We start from the raw sequence: 21,136 nt of genomic DNA on the forward strand, positions 1-21,136 counted from the left end.
AAGATAAAACTAAAGGGCATGAGTCCGGTTCAATACCGAACACATACCCTGCAGATTGCTTAAAACTTCGTGTCTAACTTTTTGGGTTCACTTCAGAACAGTCCGTGCTAATTTTACTATGTAGCCGTTGGTCTCAGGTTTTTTATGTAGGATGACCTGAGAAAACCTATTCACTTGTTACCTTATGTGAACGATGTAGCTGAGTATATCGCTTCCAAAAAATCATACAGCGATCTCCTCTTTTACTTCATCCACCTGTAGACGAGTCCATTCACGGTGGATGATCTCCTTTTCCAATTGCGATACATCCAACCGGCAATAGGTGATTTCCAACAAGTCTCGATTTAATTGATTTAGTCTTTCTAATGCCTTCATTTCATCACGTCCTTGACTCGATCCATATCTTTTTCCATTTGATTTATACCCCTATTAAATCATGATTGAAACCATGATTACCTCCAAAAATATTTTTTCTTTCTTACAAATTAATCTTCCTATGACTTTCCATGTTGAAGAAAAAAACGCAAGGTAGTACCATATTTGTAAGAGTTCCATGAAATGTTGAAATACCGGAAGGAGCACAATAGATATGCTAGTCCTATTAATCACATGGACTACCGGGGTTTTACTTCTCTTTGTCGATTTTAGAAATATGAGCGCTAGATGGGCGAGTGCTACTGTTTTTTGTGGTGGTGTAGACGGGTTATCTATCGTGATCGAGAATTACGTCAAACCTCTATTTGAAAGCAATCCAGCTATATTTCAGTCGACAGTTGTCGAAGATGGTACATCATTCATAGCTTATTATCTCACCCCCTATACTTTTTGTATGTTTGGAATCATGTATTCTGGATTCGTTTCGAGGAAGTATACTCGTCTGTTGCAATTCTTTCTTCTCATTCCTATTCTATTTATATTTTACCTGATTTCTGTGACTCCAAATTCGATACACCCTATCACTTATTTTTGGAAAGTGCCATATATTCTTGCAGGGTCTACATTGCTGATATGCTCTTATTTTATGGAAAAAAATCCTTTCATGAGAAGAATTAGATGTTTCACAAATTTGGGATTCATTCCTACTATGATGTTTGTTTTAACGAATCATTATATACTGCCAAGTTTGGGGATTAAGGATGGTTGGCAGTATAGTCGTTGGATTATTATTTTTTCTTTTGTGGTTTTCATCCTCTCTCTCTTCCGTCACGGGTTTCTTAGAACTCGAATACGGATTGAACGGCAGCATATATCCTCATTACAACAACTAACCTCAGAAGCGTCTATGCTGAATCAGGCTATCAGAAATGATCAAGGAAGAATTAAATGGTATGGGGATAAGATTAAGACCTATGCGATGGCCACTGATCAAAAAGTGTTAGAAGAAGATATGAACACCATTCTTTACGCTTATCAAAGAATGCAAGATACTATGTCTAGAATCCAACAAAAAACGAAGGAACACGACCTACATTTGGAAAAAAACAGTGTACTCGATATCGTTAAGCACTGTTTAAATCGGTTAAAAGACCACTTACACGCCTCTGGTGTCGATATACAGATTCAATGTGTGGATCCTTCTTTGGTTAGTTGGTGCGATCGTTTGCAAATAGAAGAAACCTTACATAATATTATCTCGAATGCCATTGAAGCTATGCCATATGGTGGCGTGCTCACTGTACAAATAGACGAGTCGAAAAAGAAAGTTCTCTTATCAATCAAGGACACTGGAATGGGAATACCCAAAAAACACTTGACTAGAATCCTAGAGCCCTTCTTTTCCACCAAATTAAATTCGCGAGAGAACTTTGGCTTAGGACTTTCTTTTTGTTACCACGTCATGAAAAAACATAAGGGAAATATAGATTTTGATACCAAAGAAGGTGAGGGAACGACTGTATACTTGTCTTTCCCTAAAAAGATGAGACGATAAAAAGGAAAATGCCCTTACTTTGCAGTCATATACACAAAGTAAGGGCATTTTCTAGCTATTTTAGATCGAAAAGCGCAAGCACACATAGCAGGCCACTGTACTAACAAATCATTTTTTCATCATGTAGATACGTTTCCCTACTCTTTCACACGCACATAAATCTTGGCTACCCTTCCATTGTAGATTCCAGTTAATACAACTTTGCCTTTTGCATGAGCAGAGAGCACTCCGTTTTCCATCGTTGCCACTCTTTTATTAGACGTTTTCCACGTAACATCCCGAGTTACGTCTTGGGTTGTACCATCCCGGTAGATCGCCTGTACAGGTATGTCCTTACTTTCCCCTGACTTGAGTGTAATGTCCTTTTCACTCACTACCAATTTTTTAGGAGCTTCTACATGGACTGATACGGATACTGTCTTCCCTGCGTAAGAGGCTTTTACTCGCACCTTTCCTGAGGAAAGAGCCAGCATGTATCCTTGCGAAAGGCTAATCCTTTTTTCATTGCTCGCTCTCCAGTTTGCTACATAAGCCACATCTTCCTTGGTTCCATCTACATAGGTAGCTGTCACAGCTAGTTGGATGGATTCACCTGGCTTCAAGGTGACTTTCTCTTGATTCATCTGTAGACGTTTGACTGCTTTCGGTTGCTCTTTTCCCGTGAAATATTGCAGTCGCTTTTCTAAGCCATATGGGGCAAAATCTGCTTTGATACTCACTTCATTAAAGGTGGGAATAGCCAACGAGAGCATAATGCTATCTTCAGCCCGGAAGTAATCTGGCTTGGCATCACAGCCCACACTACACTCCCCTTTGACGTATTTCTCTAGGTCACTTTTGTCTTTGCGACAATTTGTACAGTCCACATAGCTATATCCCTCATCTTCATACATGTATTCATCACAGAGATTGCCAAATGAATGCCCTAACTCATGAATCGCCATTCTTGCTGTCCAAGGTCCATCATAGACCACGGTATAGGTAGAATAGCTGTTGGTTTTAAATCCCGAAACACTATAATCCCTCATACCGGAGCCACCATAATTGTCTGTATTATGGATGACGATGATCTCATCGTATCCATAACCAGAGTGAGCCGCAGCCTTAACCACTTTAGAATCGTTACACACTAGTAGCCGAGCGATATTCTGCGCTCCTTCTTGACAGCCGAGGGGCGTGGAATCGTCGATTGTATGGATTGCAACTTTATTCAGATAGGAAGCAAATGGCTCTGTCGTTTGGATGGCTTGTTTAATATTACTAACTTGCTGTTCAAACTCACTCCTATTGCTCTCATCATAGCCACTCGCCAATAAGAGAATCTCAAACTTGCCGTTATTTTTCGGTGGTCTCACTTTTTTCTTATGTGATTGAGTATGAAAGTTTTTCGGAATCGAGGATTGAGTGGTCGCTTTTGTGCCTGAATCCTTGACCTCTACTGTGGTAGCTTCATGAAAATACGGGAGGATTAGCGTAACTTCTGGATGATTGACGGGTACTTGATGGGGTACATGATCGTTCGTTTTTTGATCGGGCATAGCTGGAGGGACCGTTCTAACGATTGGGAACTGGAAGGGAGTTTGGTAGAGGGTTTTACCTGTTCTGTCTTTGATCAAAAGAGTCTCGGTTTTCGTTTGGGGATCTAGATCACTTTGAGGTGGAGTTATACCTTCCTCCACATCCCCTTCCTCCATGCTAAGCTCTTTGATTTGAATTTTTTCACCCTCTTTTTGTAAATCAACGACTAAATATTGACCTTGTCCTTCCTCTTTCTTTGTCATCTTACTAGCTGATACATCATTCGGCGTTCCTGATGTCATCAGGAGACTAGCCGTCAACATCCATGCAACGGACGATAGCAACCATTTTCTCATTTCATATCCTCCTTTTATTATCTAATTATTACAATAAAATTCCTCATTTCTTCTTTCGTTAGAATCATGAAAAAATCCTGTTAATTAACATTAGGATTGCAATTATAGACATCTAAAATCTAGTGAATCGCGTGCCTTTCTTAGCCTGTGAAAGAGCAGAAAAAATGGCACAAATAATAAATAGGAAGCCTAAAGTATATGCTACTAGTGCCCCATAAGGTAGTCTTGCATGTAGAGTGTAATTTAAAATCACACCACTTCCGGTCGAAATAGCTGATAAAAAACAGAAAATACTAGTACGGTATTTTTTCATTTTCCCACTCCTTAACTATTTTCTTAACAAGGATACCTAATTCATTCTCGTCCTCTAGCAAATCTCCTTATTAAAAATAGAAAAGCTCTGTTTTTCACAAGAGAAACAGAGCTTTTTTGTTAGATTCTATTTACTTGGCTGGCTCGACGGTTGGTTCACCCGCCTCCACTAACGCTTTGGTCCCTCGTAAGAAGAAGCCCTGGATAAAGATCAACGTTCCGGTTCCAATAAGCAACCACTCAATGGGGATCTCATCCGCAATCGGACCAAAGATTAACATACCAAGAGGCATCATAGAGGTAGAGATCATCCCTAAAACTCCAAAAACTCTTCCCATATAATCAGGATCTACTTTTTCCTGTAATAAAACGGTAGAAGGAGTGTTAAACATAGGCATGGAAACTCCGATAATCACCATAAAAGCGAGGTACAGCCAAAAATTCGGGATCACTCCGAGAGCAAATGTACATGCCCCCACGATCAAACTCGCCATCGTCATCGTATGAATCCGATTCTTGAATCCTCCCCATGCAGACATCACTAGCCCACCGAGTATCATGCCCACTGAAAAAGTAACCTCGACCGCTGTAAGTCTCCAAACATCATTTCCAAATGTACGCGTAACTTGAAGCGGAGTTAGAAATGAAACCGGAGCTGCTAAGATAAAGAAAAAGCCTACAAAAATGAAGAATTTCTTTACATATTCATGATTGCGTATGTAAGAAAATCCTAGTTTCATATCACTCAAGTAGCTGGTTGTTTGCTCCTGCATCGCTTTCGCATGGGTCGGGATCTTAATAAAGAGTAGCATGATGCCAACGCCTATCAACGCCGTCACAACGTCAATGAAAAAAATCGCTTCGATCGTAGCAAATGTGAGTAGTGCCCCTCCTGCCATCGGAGAAAGTAGCATCACCGTTGCTTGAATGCTACTGTTCATTCCACTGATCCTGGTCAAATGTTCACTGGGAACTAATTGTGGGAGAATGGCTCCAACTGCTGGAGTCTGCACACCCGTTCCAAGAGCACGAACAGCCGATACCACGAATAGTAACCAAAGTGGCTTATAGCCCATGAGAAAGATGATTGCTAGGATCAAAGTTGCTACTGCAATAAGTGAATCCGATATCATAATTAACATTTTTCGGTTATATCGATCCGCCCACACACCCGCAAAGGGAGAAAGAAAAAAAGTAGGGACAAAACCGCAGATGATCGAAACTGTCATCATGACGCCTGATTGTGTTTGCAAGGTGATATACCACATGATTGCATATTGTACTAGCGAAGATCCAAAGAAGGAGATCGTCTGTCCACCTAGGAAAAAAGCAATATTTCGCTTCCAATTATGAAGCTCTTCAACCGTATTCACAAATCCACATCCCATTCTTACATGCTTATGTATTTTATTTCACAAATAATATATTACCAAAATAATGAATTTCAAACGAATATGAGTAAACGCCAATCTATCTAAAAGAAGATTGGTGTTTACTCAGCCCAATGGGTAAGAGCATCTTTCTTTTATCTACATCATCATTATTACCCTATTTACCGTGGCTTAATGGAGATGACTTTCCCCAAATTTTTTCGCACACCATCTAAGATCGTATCCACCACTTGACTATCAAAAAGTACGTTTCCATCTACTTCTACTCGTTGCATAGGAAGAGGGGTAGGGGTGGGTGTAGGAGGAACATAATCTACTCCAAAGTATTGGCAAACTCCTTTTGCTGTCTCCACTGCACACTCTTTCTGGAATGCAGGATCAATCATGCGTTTCGCTTCGATTAGGCCCGGGTCATCCATAAATCCAAACTCAATTAACGTAGCCGGCATGTAGGTTTTCTGCAAAACATAGAAGTTTGCAGTCTTTACGCCTCGATCCTTTTGGGGAGTTCCTTTAATGACTTGAGCATGTACGAGACGGGCAAGTCGTTGTCCTTTGGTACTGCTCGGAAAATGGTACGTCTCGACTCCACTTCCTCCACCTGCATTGTAATGAACCGCAACATAAGCATCTGCCCCATTCCGATTCGCTACTGATACACGCTGGGCGAGTGGAGTATCGATATCTGTGGGTGCTACCAGAATCGTACGAAACCCACACCTCTTTAACTCTACATTTAAGAAATTGACAACAGCACGGTTAAATTGGTTTTCATAGATTACACCCGTTCCTGGTATATTAGGAGTTCTCTTTCCTGGGGTGGGAGTAGGGGATAACCCATGACCATCATCTAACGCAACCAAGTACGCCATGCTTGATCTCCACCTTTTACTATTTTGGAAACTCCTAACATATTATGCAACTAAGTTAAATAAGCTTGGTTATTTAACTATGAATAGTAAATTTATATATATTAATAGATTATCATACTTTTAAGACGTATCACATTCATATGATTGAGACCAGTATCTTGATTGATACTGGTCTTGGACAAGCAATTCCTTTTATATTAGCTTACCTTCCGAAACAACTATGTTTCCTTTTTTCACTACTGAATGCACATGATTGATACCGAAGTGATAGGGTAGATATGCTAGGTTCGTTGCGTTATATAAAACGATATCTGCCTGCTTCCCTACTTCTAAACTACCGATGGTGTCTGCTTTGCCTACTGCATGTGCCGCGTTAATGGTCATAGCAGTTAAGACTTCTTCCGGTGTCATTCGCAAGTTTAGACAAGCAAGTGTCATCACAAGTTGCAATGATTCTGTCGGTGAGCTACCTGGATTGTAATCCGTAGAGAGTGCGACCGGAACACCGCTTTCGATCATATCTCTAGCAGGAGCATGCTTTTGAAGACGCAAATTGAAAGAGGTAGCAGGTAGACAGACCGCAATCGTACCAGCTTTTTTCAGCGCCTCAATTCCTTCCGTATCAGTAGCTAAGAGGTGCTCCGCTGAGATACATCCTAGTTCCCCAGCCAGCTCTGCCCCCCCTATGGATTCAATCTCATCGGCATGAATCTTTATCTTAAAACCGAGCTCTTTTGCTTTTAGGAGGATTTTACGAGATTCTTCGACTGAGAAAACGCCATGCTCACAAAAGATGTCACAGAACTCTGCTAGACCCAATCTCTTTACTTCTGGAAGCATCTCTTCAAGGACGAGATTTACATATTCCTCTGACCTTCCTTTGTATTCAACGGGAACCGCGTGTGCGCCCATAAATGTGGAGACGATATCAACTGGATGGGACTCGTGTAATTGCTTTGCCACACGAAGCTGTTTCACTTCGTCTTCTAAGGTAAGCCCATAACCACTTTTCGCTTCTACAGTAGTTGCTCCGAAAAGTAGCATCAGGTCTAGGCTTCGTTTTGCTTGTAAACAAAGTTCTTCTTCAGTTGCTTTTCGTGTCGCTTGAACGGTATTTAAAATTCCTCCACCTTGAGCGAGTATCTCTAGATAAGGAACTCCTTTTAGCTTTAAATCTAGTTCATGTTCCCGCGATCCTCCGTGTACTAAGTGAGTATGAGGATCGATTAGGCCAGGGGTAACGAGGCATCCTTGCGCATCTAATTCTTTTACAACGGTAAGCCCTTGGATTGACTTACGAACCTCTTCTTCAATACCTACTGCTACGATCTGTTCACCTTGAATAGCAATGGCACCGTGGTGAATCATGTGGACTTTGGATTGCTCTGTTCCCGCTCGAGGTTTTGGGGAGCCTTGCATGGTGACAAGGCAGCCGATGTTATAGATGAGTAGGTCAATTTGTTTCATATGAGGCTCCTCCTTTGGCTATTTTATTTGATCTTAAATCCCTAACATTGGAACCCGGACGCCTTTGTTCTTAGCGGTTTCGATGGCTAGGTCATAACCTGCATCTGCGTGGCGGATAACTCCCATTCCTGGGTCGGTGTTTAGTACTCGGGATAGTTTTTCTTCTGCTTCTTGGGAGCCATCTGCGACTACAACCATACCGGAGTGTAAAGAGTAGCCCATGCCTACGCCACCACCATGGTGGACGGATACCCAGCTAGCTCCGGAAGAGGTGTTAACGAGCGCATTTAGAATCGCCCAGTCAGCTACTACATCGCTTCCGTCTTTCATCGCTTCCGTCTCACGGTTTGGAGAAGCTACAGAACCACAATCTAAATGATCTCTTCCGATGACAATCGGGGCGGATAGTTCGCCATTACGCACCATTTCGTTTATAGCTAAGCCCATCTTCACACGTTCGCCATAACCGAGCCAGCAGATCCGGGATGGGAGACCTTGGAATGCTACTTTTTCTCTAGCTAATGTAATCCAGCGTCGTAGGTGTTCGTTTTCTGGGAAGAGTCGTAGCGCCAGTTCATCTGTTTTATAAATATCCTCTGGATCACCAGATAGCGCTACCCAACGAAACGGTCCTTTTCCTTCGCAGAACAGCGGACGAATGTAGGCCGGGACGAACCCTGGGAAGGCGAAAGCATCTTTGACACCTTCATCCAAAGCCACTTGACGAATGTTATTACCATAATCAAAGACAATGGAACCCATTTTTTGTAGATCTAACATCGCTTGTACATGCGTTGCCATTGATTGTTTGGATAGCTTCACATATTCGTTCGGGTTTTGTGTCCGCAATGTATCTGCCTCTGCCAACGAGAAACCAACTGGAACATAACCATTTAATGGATCATGGGCAGATGTTTGATCCGTTACAAAATCAGGAGTAACGCCTCTCTTGACAAACTCTGGAAAAACCTCTGCCGCATTTCCAATGAGTCCAATGGAGAGCGGTTTCCCTTGCGATTGTGCATCTTTCGCTAATTTCAAAGCTTCGTCTAGTGAATGTACCATCACATCACAATATCGTGTGTCAATCCGTCTCTGAATTCGGCTTGGATCAACCTCGACTCCGATCACGACACCCTCATTCATCGTAACAGCTAATGGCTGAGCGCCACCCATGCCACCTAAGCCTGCCGTTAACGTAAGCGTACCTTTTAGAGAGCCTCCTGAATGTTGGCGAGCTGCTTCGGCAAATGTTTCATATGTTCCTTGTAGGATTCCTTGCGTTCCAATGTAAATCCAGCTTCCTGCGGTCATCTGGCCGTACATCATAAGACCTTTTTGATCTAGCTCGTGAAATGTCTCCCAGTTGGCATAGGCAGGAACTAGCATCGAATTAGAGATCAAGACCCGTGGGGCCATCGTATGTGTACGGAAAATCCCAACTGGCTTCCCTGACTGAACCAATAACGTCTCATCTGCCTCTAGATCAGTAAGACATTCAACGATTTTATCGAAGCTCTCCCAGTTACGTGCCGCTTTTCCAATTCCACCGTATACCACTAGATCTTCTGGACGCTCTGCTACTTCTGGATCCAGATTGTTCATCAACATACGGATCACAGCTTCTTGTTGCCAACCTTTTGCAGTCAACTCCGTTCCTCTCGTTGCTCGAACAGTACGACTTATGGATTTGGTCATGATCAAATCTCTCCCTCTGCTTGTTTGGTATTAAACCATCCTTAGAACAATTCACCCGTTATCTTTTCTACTTCACGTAGCCAATCACCCTCTAGCAAGTAACTTGCTACAAGTTCAATCTCGCCACTTAGAGAGCGATCCTCTACCACTCTTGGCACATGGCTTCGAATATGCTCATATAACTTCCTTGTAGCTGGAGCTAATTGATCTGCTCCCACAAAATCAGCTGCCTCTGCCGCACAGATACATTCGATGGCTAAGACCTTGGCTACATGGTTAATGATCTGTGTGACTTGACGAGCCGCTGTAGTCCCCATGGAAACATGGTCCTCTTGATTCGCCGAAGAAGGAATGGAATCTACACTCGCTGGATGAGCGAGCACTTTATTTTCTGACACGAGGGAAGCGCTTACATACTGTAGAATCATCATACCGGAAGCAAGCCCGGGGTGATGACTCAAAAATGCGGGTAGGCCACCTGATAGGGCAGGATTGACAAGGCGCTCTGTCCGTCGCTCTGATATATTGGCCAGTTCACTCATGCCGATCTTGAGAAAATCCATCGCAAAAGCGATCGGCTGTCCATGAAAGTTCCCACCTGATATAACTTGACCGTCCTCCATAAACAGCAATGGATTATCCGTTGCTGCATTACACTCGATCTGGATCTTTTCACTTGTATACGCAACCACCTGACGAACCGCCCCGTGTACTTGAGGTAAACATCGTAGTGAGTACGCATCCTGCACACGAATCTCGCCTTGAGAAGTGGTTAATTGACTACCTTGTAAGATAGTACGAAAGTTTTGGGCCACAGAAGCCTGCTCTGGATAAGGACGAACCTGCTGAATCCCCTCAGCAAATGCATCCGGAATCCCTCGTAAACACTCAAGAGTCATAGAAGCAATTACGTCTGCTACTTTTGCTAAGCGATCTGCTTGAGAAACGGCAAGTACACCGAGAGACGTCATGATTTGGGTTCCATTGATTAAGGCAAGCCCTTCTTTAGCCCCGAGTGTAATCGGGTTCAATCCTGCTTGATCAAGTGCGTCCGCCCCGGAAAGTCGCTGCCCTTGATAGATAGCCTCTCCCTCTCCCATCAGCACTAAGGCCAGATGAGACAACGGCGCTAGATCGCCACTTGCTCCCAGTGACCCTTGCTCTGGAATAACTGGGTGCACGCCTTGATTCAAACAATCCAGCAAGAGTTGCAATGTTTCTAGGCGGATTCCAGAGTAACCTTTAGATAACGCGTTCGCTCTCAGGAGCATAATTGTGCGCACAACGGATTCTGGTAACGGATTCCCGACCGCACATGCATGACTACGGATTAGATTGATTTGCAATTGGGTTGCATCAGCTGGGGAAATCGATACATCGCTAAATAGACCAAATCCAGTCGTCACCCCGTAGACTACTTTGTCATCTTTTACTAGCTGATCTACCATATCTCTACAAGCTACTACTCTATCCTCAGCCTCTTTTGATAGAGACACGCGAATTTCTCGTTTCGCAACCTGCTCTACCACTTGTGGCGTGATACTGTTACCATCCATCCATATCGTGTTCAATTGGGATACTTGATTCGAATGATCCACAATACCTCAGCTCTCCTTTTTACACTCTACCAAACTAAAGGAGCTGGGTAGAAGTGTCGTTCACTTCTGCCCAGCTCCTTTGTGGAAGGAAGGGATATGCGATTGTAAGGATTTATCGTACATCATCGCAATCACTCTCTTTGAGTTTAATTTTCTAACCATTTTAATTTTCTATACAATAGTCATTTTCACATGTAAGTATGTTTTTTGTCAATATTTTTGATGTTGCTTATCCTTCTGCATAACAGACTAAAGATATTAAACTATGATAGAGTGTCCCGGGGGAGTGCATCTGGCCACAGATCCAATAGTGAGCCTGCAAGCTCAGATACAATACACCCCTACTCCACTCAATTTATTTGTTAATTAATAGTTCTTAGAGAATCTACACTCTAAAACTCCAACCAGCTCGCTAAATCTTCTTTTAACGCTCTCTTTTTCTCCTCCGCCTCAGTAGAGCTACTTCCCCTCACCCCTACATAACACTTCATCTTCGGCTCTGTTCCAGATGGGCGGATCGCAAACCAAGACCCATCTTCGAGGAGAAACTTGAGAACATCTGCTTTAGGAAATCCTTCAACTCCTTGTAGATAATCTTGAATGCTACGAACAGCAATACCTGCTACCTGTGAAGGAGGGTTCCTTCGCGTCCGAATCATGATTTCTTTTAATTGTTTACTTCCTTCAAGTCCCTCTAATGTAATCGAGATCTGCGTCTCTTGAAAGTATCCAAATTTCTTATAAATCGTATCTAAGACTTGATAAATCTGCATTCCCTGTTTTTGATAGTAAGCCCCTAGCTCTGCCAGCAATAAGCATGCTTGAGTGGCATCCTTATCTCGGCAAAAATCCCCGATGAGATATCCATAACTTTCTTCATATCCAAACAGAAACGCATGCTCTCCCGTTTGTTTCCACTTCTGAATAAACTCTCCGATATATCGAAAGCCGGTTAGTGTATTCTGCGTCGTTACCCCGAAGTGGGAAGCGATGGACTCTCCGAGATCAGAGGATACAATTGATTTGACTAATGCTCCATTGGCAGGCAATTCTCCCCGCTCTAATCGCTGAGACAAGAGATAAAAGAGTAATAAAGCCCCGATCTGATTCCCTGTCAGATGAACAAACTGATCGTTTTCATCACGAATCGCAATCCCAATTCGATCAGCATCCGGATCGGTTACAAGGACGAGATCTGCTTTTTGTTCATTCGCATACGCGATGGCTAACTCAAAGGATGCTGGATCCTCTGGATTAGGCGATTTCACGGTCGAAAAATTGGGATCTGGGTCTGCCTGCTCAGGAACCACAAATACATGTTCAAATCCCTTCTGACTAAGAACCGACTCAATGGGAAGTCGTCCTGTTCCATGAAGCGGCGAATATACGATACGAAATTGCTTATTTTGCTCCTTATCTTGGAAGGCCAACGATGCCACATTTTCATAGTACGCTTGGTCGATCTCTGATCCTAGCCATACGAGGGCCCCATCCTTTTCTGCTTCTGAAAGATCTGCCACTGGAATCATAAATTCGTCCGATATTCGGCTAATGTTGTCCAAAATCTTACTCGTTATCAGAGGGGAAATTTGTGCACCGTCTGCCCCGTATACTTTGATTCCATTATAATTGGGAGGATTATGGCTTGCGGTCACCATGATACCCGCAGCCGCTTCATAGTAACGAACCGCAAACGAAAGCTCTGGTGATGGACAAATCTGCTCAAATAAATAGACTTTAACTCCGTGATGAAGGAGTACCTTGGCCACTTCTCCTGCAAATTCTACAGAACAATGCCTCGTATCATAGCCAATCGCAACACCCTTTTCGGATAGATTCTCATGATGCAACCACTCTCCAAGCCCCTGAGCCAGCTTGCGGACGGTATAGATATTCATTCGATTCGTCCCGGCGCCTATGATCCCTCGGATCCCCGCTGTTCCAAACGATAATGATTGCGAAAATCGTTCCTGAATCTCAAGCTCGTGCTCCTGAATTTGCTCTAACTCTTCTTTCAGTACAGAGTTCAACCCACCAAAACTTAGCCAATGATGGTACAAGTCAAGGTAGTTCATATGATCATCCCTTTACGACTTCATTCTCATTTTTTCTCTGTTCATAAAAATGTGTATTGGTAGCCTGGATATAGGGCAATACCCACAAAAGTCCGATCCCAAAGGTACAGATCGCTAGTAGGATCCATCCTAAGAAACTTAATTGGAGTAAGAAAAACTGCCATTTGTACCCTGTCATCATTTGAACGCTTTTTCGAATGGCTTGATTCACACTATATTCTGGATGATCTTGCAGAATGTACGGAGTCATGGCGTAAGCAATCGACCGAATGATTCCTGGAATCACTAACAGTAAGCACCATAAAAAAACGTATACCGTAATCAGTACATTATAAAGAACACTCTGACCAAACTTAGACAAATTGGTAAAGAACTCAAACGCATCTGCTTCTGTGGCACTGTTTCTACGGATTAAGTGTAGAAAGAAACCGGCCAAACCTAGCATAATTGCTCCCGGGATCAACAAATACCAGAGGAAGGAAAATACACCAAACGAACTAGGCTGAAACATGCTCATATAGTCAACTGTATAGGTTGGATCAAAGTAATCTTCCGGACGAACCATCATCTCAATCCAACTGGGTAACGCTGATAAAATCGTAGCAAGAGCCACGACAATAATTGATTTCTTCCAGTTTCCTTGTAGGCTTTGTCTAGCTTGTTGCTTTAACTCTTTGAAGCCCATTATCATCCATTCCTCCTAATACAATCAATCTATTTATAGGTAATACTTTATTTACAAATTTAGGAATATATGATAAAAATAAAAACTTCCTTATTCAGGAAGTCCTTGAAATACGCTTTTCTTTCGTACTGACCCCCGCCGGCTGATCTGCTGGCACGGCCCAAAATACGATGCTTATTAAAATGGTTACTACGATTAATTGAATCGTATTTGTCACAAATAACGTGACCGCTTCTCCTTGTAAGGCCAAAAAGGCACTATAAAACTCCACTAATAGTGTCCCTACAAAGAGCAAGGAAAGAGGCTTCAAATCTACTTGATGGGCTGTTTTCCCTTTTATAGCCTGTAACACTTGGGGGATCCAGCTTATGGCTATAAAAGTCCCTCCCAGTACTTGACAAATCACCATAAAAACCAACCCGGTCCACTCCTCTCCCACGCTCCTAATTACTTTATGAGAGAGATTTCGCTTTTATCCTTTAAAATTCCCCCAAATCCTCAATTTCTTCTAGTCCTGCATACTGCAAATGAATCACTTCTTTCAAATCCGTATTCCATATTTCAGCTAAAAATTGAATCGCTTCTTCCACTCTGCGATAGATGGTTCGTTCACTTCGATAATCGATAATCCATCCTTCAAATATGCGTTCGACTAATACATATTGTTCTGTATCGTGAGTTAACACTCGAACTGGTTCTCCCACTTGTAACTGCGTAATAAAATCTTGGATTTCTTGATCTTTATTCATCATCAACCCTCATTCTTTAGAAAATAGTCTTAATCCCGTGAACCAGTAACACATCAATTTCATAGTATATGAAAGAGATTGATAGGGGCTTTGAAAGGAGAAATAACCATGAAGAAACCTCTCTGGATCTTTGCTCATATCCCCAAAACAGGCGGCATTACCATGCGGGGTATTATCGATAGCAACGTTCCTTCTGATCAAATTTATCGATATCCTCTGCATCAAAATCAAGATAAACTGATTCGTAGCCTCACCCCTAAACAAAAAGCAAATTTTAGATGGGTATATGGACATTGCCGCTATGGCGTTCACCAACACTTCCATCGATCTTATCGTTATATAACCATGCTCCGGGATCCTGTAAGCCGTGTAATTTCTACCTATAATTTTATTTGCTCCATGCCTACTAATGGTCTGCATCATAAAGTGAAAAAAATGTCCATAGAAGAATTTGTTACCAGTGAAGATCCTCGGATCTCCGCTCCTCTTCATAATCACCAAACTAGATTCCTATCTGGACAAAACGATCCTGACCTCACATTAGCCATGAACAATTTAAAAGATCACTTTACCTTTGTTGGTATTACCGAGATGTATCCTCAATCCGTGTTTTTATTAAATCGATTACAAGGATGGAAACAAACTCACTATTCAAAAGAAAACGTAACCAAAAAGCGCTCCAAAAAGCCTGACATCAGCGAACAACTCACAACCCATATTCGCAGTATGAATGAATTAGATTATCACCTATACGAATCGTGTAAACAACAACTACAGCAAAAAATAAAATCGCTCTCCCCTGCTGAAAAGAAAAATCTACGGAGCTTTATCAAAAAGCAAGATTAAGAAAAGAGAAAAAGCCAAACCCTCCGTTTTTGAGGTGTTTGGCTTCGGCGTTACCGAGAAAATGGATAAGATGAACCATCTAAGTCCATCGAAGCAAGAGGATCTTGCGTTGCCGCATGCTCTTGCCCTTCTTCTCTCTCCTCTTCAATTCCAAACTCATCCATTACGCGTTGACACAGATGCAACTCATTTTCCACCATTCTACTCTGTGTTTTAGCATTATGTAATAGATTTTGGTATTGGAGAATCGCTTCTTCAATCAAATCCAGTTCTGCCTTGCTAAGGTTAAGTGTTACTTTCATAAAGTACGTTCGCTCCTTTATATGAATCATCTCTCATCATTCTAATCTCAGTAATCCAACAAAACAAGCGATTTATATACAACTACTTAATAGTTCCCTGCGCATTATACAACAACACATTAAATATATAATAGATTCATATTATATACCTAAGAATTCAACGAATACTAGTATTTTTGGACTTAGAATTTGAATCTTTTTTCGTTTCCTTCTTACTGTTGTCGGATACGGGGTTTTTCTTTTGGTTTTTCTTTTGGTTTTTCTGGTCTAGCGCTTTTTGTTTCTCGTAGTCGTATAGAAAATCCATCACTTTTTGAAAGATTCGAGTCGCCCTTGGATCATTGGAATCCGGCTCTTGCCGTAATAGTACAGCTACCGAATAGATAGGGGTTTGATACGGCCCAAAGCCCACCATCCATTTATCATACAGCTTAGACTCACCAATCTGAGCTGTTCCTGTCTTCCCAGCTAAAGCCCATTTCGCCTGTCGCACTGATGCAGCAGTACCTTCAGTCACAACCGCTCTCATCATCTGCCTGACTGCCTGTAGACTACTATCCTTGAGTTGTCTGGTAGAAGGGAGATATGTATTCGGGAATGTAGCAATCGCTTTCCCAGATTGATCCCGCACCTCTGTAACTACCCGAGGACGAATCGCTCTTCCTTTGTGAAAAAGGGCTGTAACCATGTTGGCCGCTTGGATCGGGGTAATCTTGGTATCCTGTTGACCGATACTCGTATAAACAGCAGCTGCCTTATCCGTCTTTGAGGTCCGTGGATCATATATTTTTCCTGAGCGCTCTTGTTCGATTTGCTCAAAATCGGCATCAAATGAGGTTTGCCCTTGCCACGTAATCGTTCGACCAAGCCCAAAATTTTCTGCGTAGGATTGAAGCTTACTTCCGCCTAACTTTTCTCCTAACTGTCCAAGGGTAATATTGCATGAATCCGCAAATTGACTGGAAAATGATTGCTTTCCATGTGCCTTGTTATTTGCATCTTTCAAATGATACGGCTCCAATATTCCCGAACAAGTAATCTGCGTATTCGGCTTAACGATTCCTTCTTCTAGACCCGCTGTGGCTGTAATGATTTTAAAGATAGAGCCAGGATTCGCCTCTAACCAAGCCCTGTTTTCCCATGGAGAATCTCCTGTCTTCGTCTTCGCTCCATTCGTAGGGATACTACCCAATGCGATCAAATCCCCCGTAGAGATATCCTGAACGACTACAGCTCCATCTTCTACCTTTTCATCCGCTAAATATTGCTCAACTTTTGCTTGAATTTCATAATCAATCGTACTCTGAATCGTGTACTGACCTTGTTCCGGAGCCAATTGCTCTTTCCAGCGTAAAGCACTCCCTGTTAAAGCTCTTCCTTGGCCATCCTTCACATACGTTTTGATATTTTCCTTCTCACTGTGTAAGAAAACCTCAAAAGAAGATTCCAATCCACTTAATCCTACCCTCGATTGCGGTGAGAAAGTACCATCTTCCACCTGCTTCGCAAACCGATTTTCAAGCAAATGTCTGCTTCGTCCAATTCGTCCGATGATCGAACTCCCAACATAATTGGAGCTATATCGTTGATCTGTCATCACTGCCTGCAATCCAGGAATTTGCAGATCATTAATCTGTTTGGCACGATCTGGAGTAATTTGAATCGTCTTTTGTTCCAAGCGAGCGAGAAGTGCAGGCTGTTTGATCCCCTCTAGATAAGGCTGTAAGGAAGTAAGTGGAACATCTAATAAGTGACTTAACTGCTGAAAAGAATCTTGACGTAGATCCCATTGTTGTTTACTCTGCGGGAAAACGAGTAGTTGATACTCATCCTTCCCCACAAGTGGTACTCCCCTTCGATCCAAGATCACACCTCTGCCACTATCCAGCAAAATTTCACGTGATTGCGTTTGTTCGGCAAGTGCGATGAGATCCACTTTTCCATTGGAAAAAGCACGAGTAGAAACAACTTGAATCTGATAGAGCCTCGCAATGATGAGTGAAAACAAGACTACAAATAAAATGGGAATCCATTTCGTTCGTTTAATCAAACATCTCCCCTCCTCATTCTTATTACCATCTTGGACAAAAATTTTGAAGGTTATACGAAATTAGGGAAGGGAGCTTGTTGTGTGTAAGAGAAAAAGGAAACGGAATCAATATCCATTTCCTTCAAAGGGTTGAGCAATCAAATCAATTGTTTACTTAGAGAATGCAGGATTCATATTCCCTTTATAGGGTTCGTGCTCGACTAATACGGCAACATCCTTACCATCTTTGTCTTTACCCATTCTCTTATATGTGAACTTGTTTTTATTTAATTCGGTAATCTCCAGAACGGCACCGTATTTCTTATCGCCAAGGGAGACGTGGGCCCTGATTTTATTGTCATGTAATACATCAAAGTAACCGAAATCATTGCGGCTTTGGCCCGTTTCAAGATTAAAAAACTCATATTTACTCGTCTGGCTATCGAACTTTGCGAGACTGATAAACATCGCATTATACTTGGTTACATCATTACCCGCTTCGTCAAGGACTTTTGTGCCATTCCAAAGAGTACTATCTAAGATTTTATCTCCATCCACATCTTTTACGATGTCTCCTGTCGTCTTGTTCAATTTCCTATCTGGATTGGTAAAAGAAAGCTCTTTTTCTTTATAAGGAATATGATCCACGAAAACTTCTACATCATTTCCTTTCGCATCTTTTCCCATTCGTTTATACGTAAACATATTTTGATCCAGCTGTGTTAGATCTACAACGGCTTGATATTTTTTTGACTCTGAAATTAAAATCCTTTTCTGCCCATCGTTGGTAACAAAAAAGATTCCCTTATCATCTCGACTCTTTCCTGTCTTCGCATCAAAAAATTCATATCTTCCTGATGTGGATTCATATTTCGCAAGACCAATCAAATTTGCGTTCTCTTTTGTTAGATCGTTATGATCTTTGTCGTACACTTTTGTTCCTTGCCAGTTTGTACTACTCAAGATACTAGACATTTCCTGCCCTTTCGATTGCTCCTTTTGTTGGGCAACCTGTTCCTGTTCCTTATTCTGTTTCCCTTGATCGGATGCGCTAGAACTAGCAACACCACATCCTGTTACTACTAACGAAAAACCCACTAGTACAGTTACGATTCTCTTTTTCATATTGAAAGTCTCCTTTTTTATGATGTCCATTACATTCTGATGGGTTAGTCCATATAGTAGTGCATAAATCTAAACTCCCTCTAAAATGCTTCTTAAAAAAAATTAATAAAAACCCGCCACATTGCGACGAGTTTTACACATTAAAGCGATATCCTGCTCCCCACACTGTTTCCAAGAGTTTTGGGTCAGAAGCATCTCTTTCAATTTTCTCACGTAATTTTCGAATATGGACCGTCACGGTAGAAACATCTGCAGCAGAATCCATTCCCCAAACCCGTTGATAAATCTGCTCTTTACTTAATACTTGGTTTGGGTTCATGACAAAAAACACAATTAAATCAAACTCCTTAGTTGTAAACGGAACTTCCTCCTCATTCAGATATACTTTTCGAGCTGATCGATCGATCTTGATCCCATGAATAAAAATCGCATTAGAATGAGTATTTTTTCCAGATAAGCGATCATAGCGCATGATATGTGCCTTCACCCTAGCTACCAGTTCACTCGGGCTAAATGGCTTCGTAATATAATCATCTGCACCTAAGCCAAAACCACGAATTTTATCGATATCTTCCTTTTTAGCAGATACGAGTAAAATGGGGATATCCGTGAAGGAGCGCAACTTTTTACATATTTCAAATCCATTTGATCCGGGGAGCATGATGTCTAGTATAATCAGGTCATAATCGCCGTGCAGTGCTCGCCCAAGTCCTCCATCACCAGTGTGTTCCATATCAACATGAAAACCACTTATCTCCAAATAATCCCTTTGTAACTCAGCAATGCTAATGTCATCCTCAATCAATAGTATTTCTTTCATTTCTTGCCACCTTCTTTAATGAAAAACAGATACTTGTTCCTTTTCCAACCTCACTTGTAGCCCAAATCTCTCCACCATGCTCCACGATAATTTGCTTGGCAATCGCCAAACCTAGTCCACTTCCACCAGTCTGTGAATTTCTCGATTGCTCTGCACGGTAAAAACGTTCAAAAATAAACGGTAGAGCCACCGATTCGATTCCTTTTCCATTATCCGTAATCTGTACCACTATATCGCTTGTCCGTTCATGTAGCGAAATAGAAATTTTTTTCTCTTCCTTATCCATATATTTCACACAATTATTGATTACATTTGCTAATACTCTCTTTAGTTTTTCCTGATCTGCTGTCACATAGATGGGCTGATGTACAGGATGGAACTCCATACGGATGCCTTGATCCAAATAAAGCTTATCTATGTAGTCTCCCACATATGTATGTAGCTCAACCGTTTCAAAGTGAAATGGCTCCTTTTTCAGATCCAATTTAGAAAACAGGAACAGCTCATCGATCAACAAATCCATATCTTTTGCCTTTTCATACACAGTCGATACATATTTCTCCATTTTCTCCGGTGTATTTGCTACACCATCTCTGCTCCCCTCCATATAACCAATAATGGAGGTCATCGGCGTCTTTAAATCATGTGAAATGTTAGATAGAAGATCTTTTCGATTTTCCTCAACCTGAATCTGAAGGCTGACAGACTTCTTTAGCCTATTTCTCATTTCCTCAAATGCCTGATTTAATTGCCCAATTTCATCTTGTGAAGTAGCCTTGATAGCGAAATCTAGGTCTCCAGACGTAATCTTCTCAGCAGCTTTTTTTAGATGATAAATAGGTTTAATGATACTTCTGGAAACAAAATAATTTACTAATCCAATAACCATGATAAATAAAACCAGTAGTAGACCTAATAAAATGGGGAAGAATTCTCGAACTAGTTCCGTATAGGAGCTTGCCTTGCGTAACACAAAAATACTACCTTCTGTTTGGTCTGGAAAATAGAAATCAAACTTCACATATGTAAAAAAAGCATTATTCATCCTAATCGTATCTCGTGTATTAATATTTGTTTTTTCAAACCTTGGAAGAGATTTATCCAACACTTGTCTATCAAGACGTAGGGAAGCATATTCGACTTTTATCTTTTCTAACCACAATTTGCATATCATCTTTTTCTAAACTCTTCATCTCATTTTCGTTCAAAAGCTGTTTTGAATCATTTTTAGCCAAGAGCTTTAAGTCAAGAAAAAGACTCTCCTCTTCTTGAAGTGAACCCAAAAAGTTAGACACGAAGTTTTAAGCAATCTGCAGGGTATGTGTTCGGTATTGAACCGGACTCATGCCCTTTAGTTTTATCT

General features: G+C 41.6%; 17 protein-coding genes and 1 pseudogene. 2 read left to right on the plus strand and 16 right to left on the minus strand.

Annotated features, from left to right (window positions below; all coding sequences use genetic code 11):
* Positions 1–222 precede the first annotated feature (222 nt).
* Entirely contained in the window at positions 223–375 is a 153-nt protein-coding gene (locus tag EDD57_RS14510) for a hypothetical protein (protein WP_165873817.1), read from the minus strand.
* Between the two features lie 709 nt (positions 376–1,084).
* Here EDD57_RS14510 and EDD57_RS14515 point away from each other — a divergent pair.
* Positions 1,085–1,930 carry a sensor histidine kinase gene (locus tag EDD57_RS14515; RefSeq protein WP_165873818.1) on the plus strand — a complete coding sequence of 282 codons (846 nt, stop codon included), beginning with the start codon at positions 1,085–1,087 and terminating at the stop codon, positions 1,928–1,930.
* Between the two features lie 137 nt (positions 1,931–2,067).
* Here the strand turns inward: EDD57_RS14515 and EDD57_RS12590 are convergent, their stop codons facing one another.
* The 10 genes from EDD57_RS12590 to EDD57_RS12635 form a co-directional block, all read right to left on the minus strand.
* Positions 2,068–3,804, minus strand: coding sequence for a M64 family metallopeptidase (locus EDD57_RS12590; RefSeq protein ID WP_131849773.1), 1,737 nt, complete (start codon positions 3,802–3,804; stop codon positions 2,068–2,070).
* A 443-nt stretch (positions 3,805–4,247) separates the two neighbouring features.
* Positions 4,248–5,489 carry an MFS transporter gene (locus tag EDD57_RS12595; RefSeq protein ID WP_243649548.1) on the minus strand — a complete coding sequence of 414 codons (1,242 nt, stop codon included), beginning with the start codon at positions 5,487–5,489 and terminating at the stop codon, positions 4,248–4,250.
* A gap of 179 nt (positions 5,490–5,668) precedes the next feature.
* Complete coding sequence (locus EDD57_RS12600; RefSeq protein ID WP_131849775.1) at positions 5,669–6,379, minus strand: N-acetylmuramoyl-L-alanine amidase family protein; 711 nt, start codon at positions 6,377–6,379, stop codon at positions 5,669–5,671.
* A 192-nt stretch (positions 6,380–6,571) separates the two neighbouring features.
* Entirely contained in the window at positions 6,572–7,846 is a 1,275-nt protein-coding gene (hutI, locus tag EDD57_RS12605; RefSeq protein ID WP_131849776.1) for an imidazolonepropionase, read from the minus strand.
* Between the two features lie 33 nt (positions 7,847–7,879).
* A complete protein-coding gene (gene hutU, locus EDD57_RS12610; protein WP_131849777.1) occupies positions 7,880–9,544 on the minus strand; it encodes a urocanate hydratase in 1,665 nt (554 codons plus the stop codon).
* A gap of 41 nt (positions 9,545–9,585) precedes the next feature.
* Positions 9,586–11,100, minus strand: a complete 1,515-nt coding sequence (hutH, locus tag EDD57_RS12615) for a histidine ammonia-lyase (protein ID WP_131849786.1) — start codon at positions 11,098–11,100, stop codon at positions 9,586–9,588.
* 434 nt (positions 11,101–11,534) lie between these two features.
* Positions 11,535–13,217: a phospho-sugar mutase gene (locus tag EDD57_RS12620; protein WP_131849778.1), complete on the minus strand. Its 1,683-nt coding sequence runs from the start codon at positions 13,215–13,217 to the stop codon at positions 11,535–11,537.
* A gap of 4 nt (positions 13,218–13,221) precedes the next feature.
* A complete protein-coding gene (locus EDD57_RS12625; RefSeq protein WP_165873819.1) occupies positions 13,222–13,902 on the minus strand; it encodes a DUF975 family protein in 681 nt (226 codons plus the stop codon).
* A 94-nt stretch (positions 13,903–13,996) separates the two neighbouring features.
* A complete protein-coding gene (locus EDD57_RS12630; protein ID WP_131849780.1) occupies positions 13,997–14,341 on the minus strand; it encodes a hypothetical protein in 345 nt (114 codons plus the stop codon).
* A 40-nt stretch (positions 14,342–14,381) separates the two neighbouring features.
* Positions 14,382–14,651 carry a hypothetical protein gene (locus tag EDD57_RS12635; protein ID WP_131849781.1) on the minus strand — a complete coding sequence of 90 codons (270 nt, stop codon included), beginning with the start codon at positions 14,649–14,651 and terminating at the stop codon, positions 14,382–14,384.
* 108 nt (positions 14,652–14,759) lie between these two features.
* On the opposite strand from EDD57_RS12635, the gene EDD57_RS12640 reads away from it, so the two are divergent.
* Positions 14,760–15,497: a sulfotransferase family 2 domain-containing protein gene (locus EDD57_RS12640; protein WP_131849782.1), complete on the plus strand. Its 738-nt coding sequence runs from the start codon at positions 14,760–14,762 to the stop codon at positions 15,495–15,497.
* 50 nt (positions 15,498–15,547) lie between these two features.
* Here the strand turns inward: EDD57_RS12640 and EDD57_RS12645 are convergent, their stop codons facing one another.
* From EDD57_RS12645 to EDD57_RS12665, 5 genes and pseudogenes are all read right to left on the minus strand, one after another.
* Complete coding sequence (locus tag EDD57_RS12645) at positions 15,548–15,799, minus strand: hypothetical protein (RefSeq protein ID WP_072336255.1); 252 nt, start codon at positions 15,797–15,799, stop codon at positions 15,548–15,550.
* A 157-nt stretch (positions 15,800–15,956) separates the two neighbouring features.
* Positions 15,957–17,849: a peptidoglycan D,D-transpeptidase FtsI family protein gene (locus tag EDD57_RS12650; RefSeq protein WP_131849783.1), complete on the minus strand. Its 1,893-nt coding sequence runs from the start codon at positions 17,847–17,849 to the stop codon at positions 15,957–15,959.
* 150 nt (positions 17,850–17,999) lie between these two features.
* Positions 18,000–18,953 carry a DUF4822 domain-containing protein gene (locus EDD57_RS12655; RefSeq protein WP_424205933.1) on the minus strand — a complete coding sequence of 318 codons (954 nt, stop codon included), beginning with the start codon at positions 18,951–18,953 and terminating at the stop codon, positions 18,000–18,002.
* Between the two features lie 133 nt (positions 18,954–19,086).
* Positions 19,087–19,773: a response regulator transcription factor gene (locus EDD57_RS12660; RefSeq protein WP_131849785.1), complete on the minus strand. Its 687-nt coding sequence runs from the start codon at positions 19,771–19,773 to the stop codon at positions 19,087–19,089.
* Positions 19,751–21,041: pseudogene (locus EDD57_RS12665) on the minus strand (sensor histidine kinase); the annotation flags it as partial. The gene EDD57_RS12660 and the pseudogene EDD57_RS12665, both read right to left, overlap by 23 nt.
* Positions 21,042–21,136 lie beyond the last annotated feature (95 nt).

The organism is Baia soyae (assembly GCF_004341445.1).
GTDB lineage: Bacteria > Bacillota > Bacilli > Thermoactinomycetales > Thermoactinomycetaceae > Baia > Baia soyae.

Excerpts from the sequence above, each read along its gene's own strand:
- EDD57_RS12635 (WP_131849781.1), bottom strand. The coding sequence starts at position 14,651 with ATGAATAAAGATCAAGAAATCCAAGATTTTATTACGCAGTTACAAGTG.
- EDD57_RS12600 (WP_131849775.1), bottom strand. The coding sequence starts at position 6,379 with ATGGCGTACTTGGTTGCGTTAGATGATGGTCATGGGTTATCCCCTACT.
- EDD57_RS12655 (WP_424205933.1), bottom strand. The coding sequence starts at position 18,953 with ATGAAAAAGAGAATCGTAACTGTACTAGTGGGTTTTTCGTTAGTAGTA.
- EDD57_RS12660 (WP_131849785.1), bottom strand. The coding sequence starts at position 19,773 with ATGAAAGAAATACTATTGATTGAGGATGACATTAGCATTGCTGAGTTA.
- hutU (WP_131849777.1), bottom strand. The coding sequence starts at position 9,544 with ATGACCAAATCCATAAGTCGTACTGTTCGAGCAACGAGAGGAACGGAG.
- EDD57_RS14515 (WP_165873818.1), top strand. The coding sequence starts at position 1,085 with ATGATGTTTGTTTTAACGAATCATTATATACTGCCAAGTTTGGGGATT.
- EDD57_RS14510 (WP_165873817.1), bottom strand. The coding sequence starts at position 375 with ATGAAGGCATTAGAAAGACTAAATCAATTAAATCGAGACTTGTTGGAA.
- EDD57_RS12625 (WP_165873819.1), bottom strand. The coding sequence starts at position 13,902 with ATGGGCTTCAAAGAGTTAAAGCAACAAGCTAGACAAAGCCTACAAGGA.
- EDD57_RS12645 (WP_072336255.1), bottom strand. The coding sequence starts at position 15,799 with ATGAAAGTAACACTTAACCTTAGCAAGGCAGAACTGGATTTGATTGAA.
- hutI (WP_131849776.1), bottom strand. The coding sequence starts at position 7,846 with ATGAAACAAATTGACCTACTCATCTATAACATCGGCTGCCTTGTCACC.
- EDD57_RS12620 (WP_131849778.1), bottom strand. The coding sequence starts at position 13,217 with ATGAACTACCTTGACTTGTACCATCATTGGCTAAGTTTTGGTGGGTTG.
- EDD57_RS12590 (WP_131849773.1), bottom strand. The coding sequence starts at position 3,804 with ATGAGAAAATGGTTGCTATCGTCCGTTGCATGGATGTTGACGGCTAGT.
- hutH (WP_131849786.1), bottom strand. The coding sequence starts at position 11,100 with ATGGATGGTAACAGTATCACGCCACAAGTGGTAGAGCAGGTTGCGAAA.
- EDD57_RS12640 (WP_131849782.1), top strand. The coding sequence starts at position 14,760 with ATGAAGAAACCTCTCTGGATCTTTGCTCATATCCCCAAAACAGGCGGC.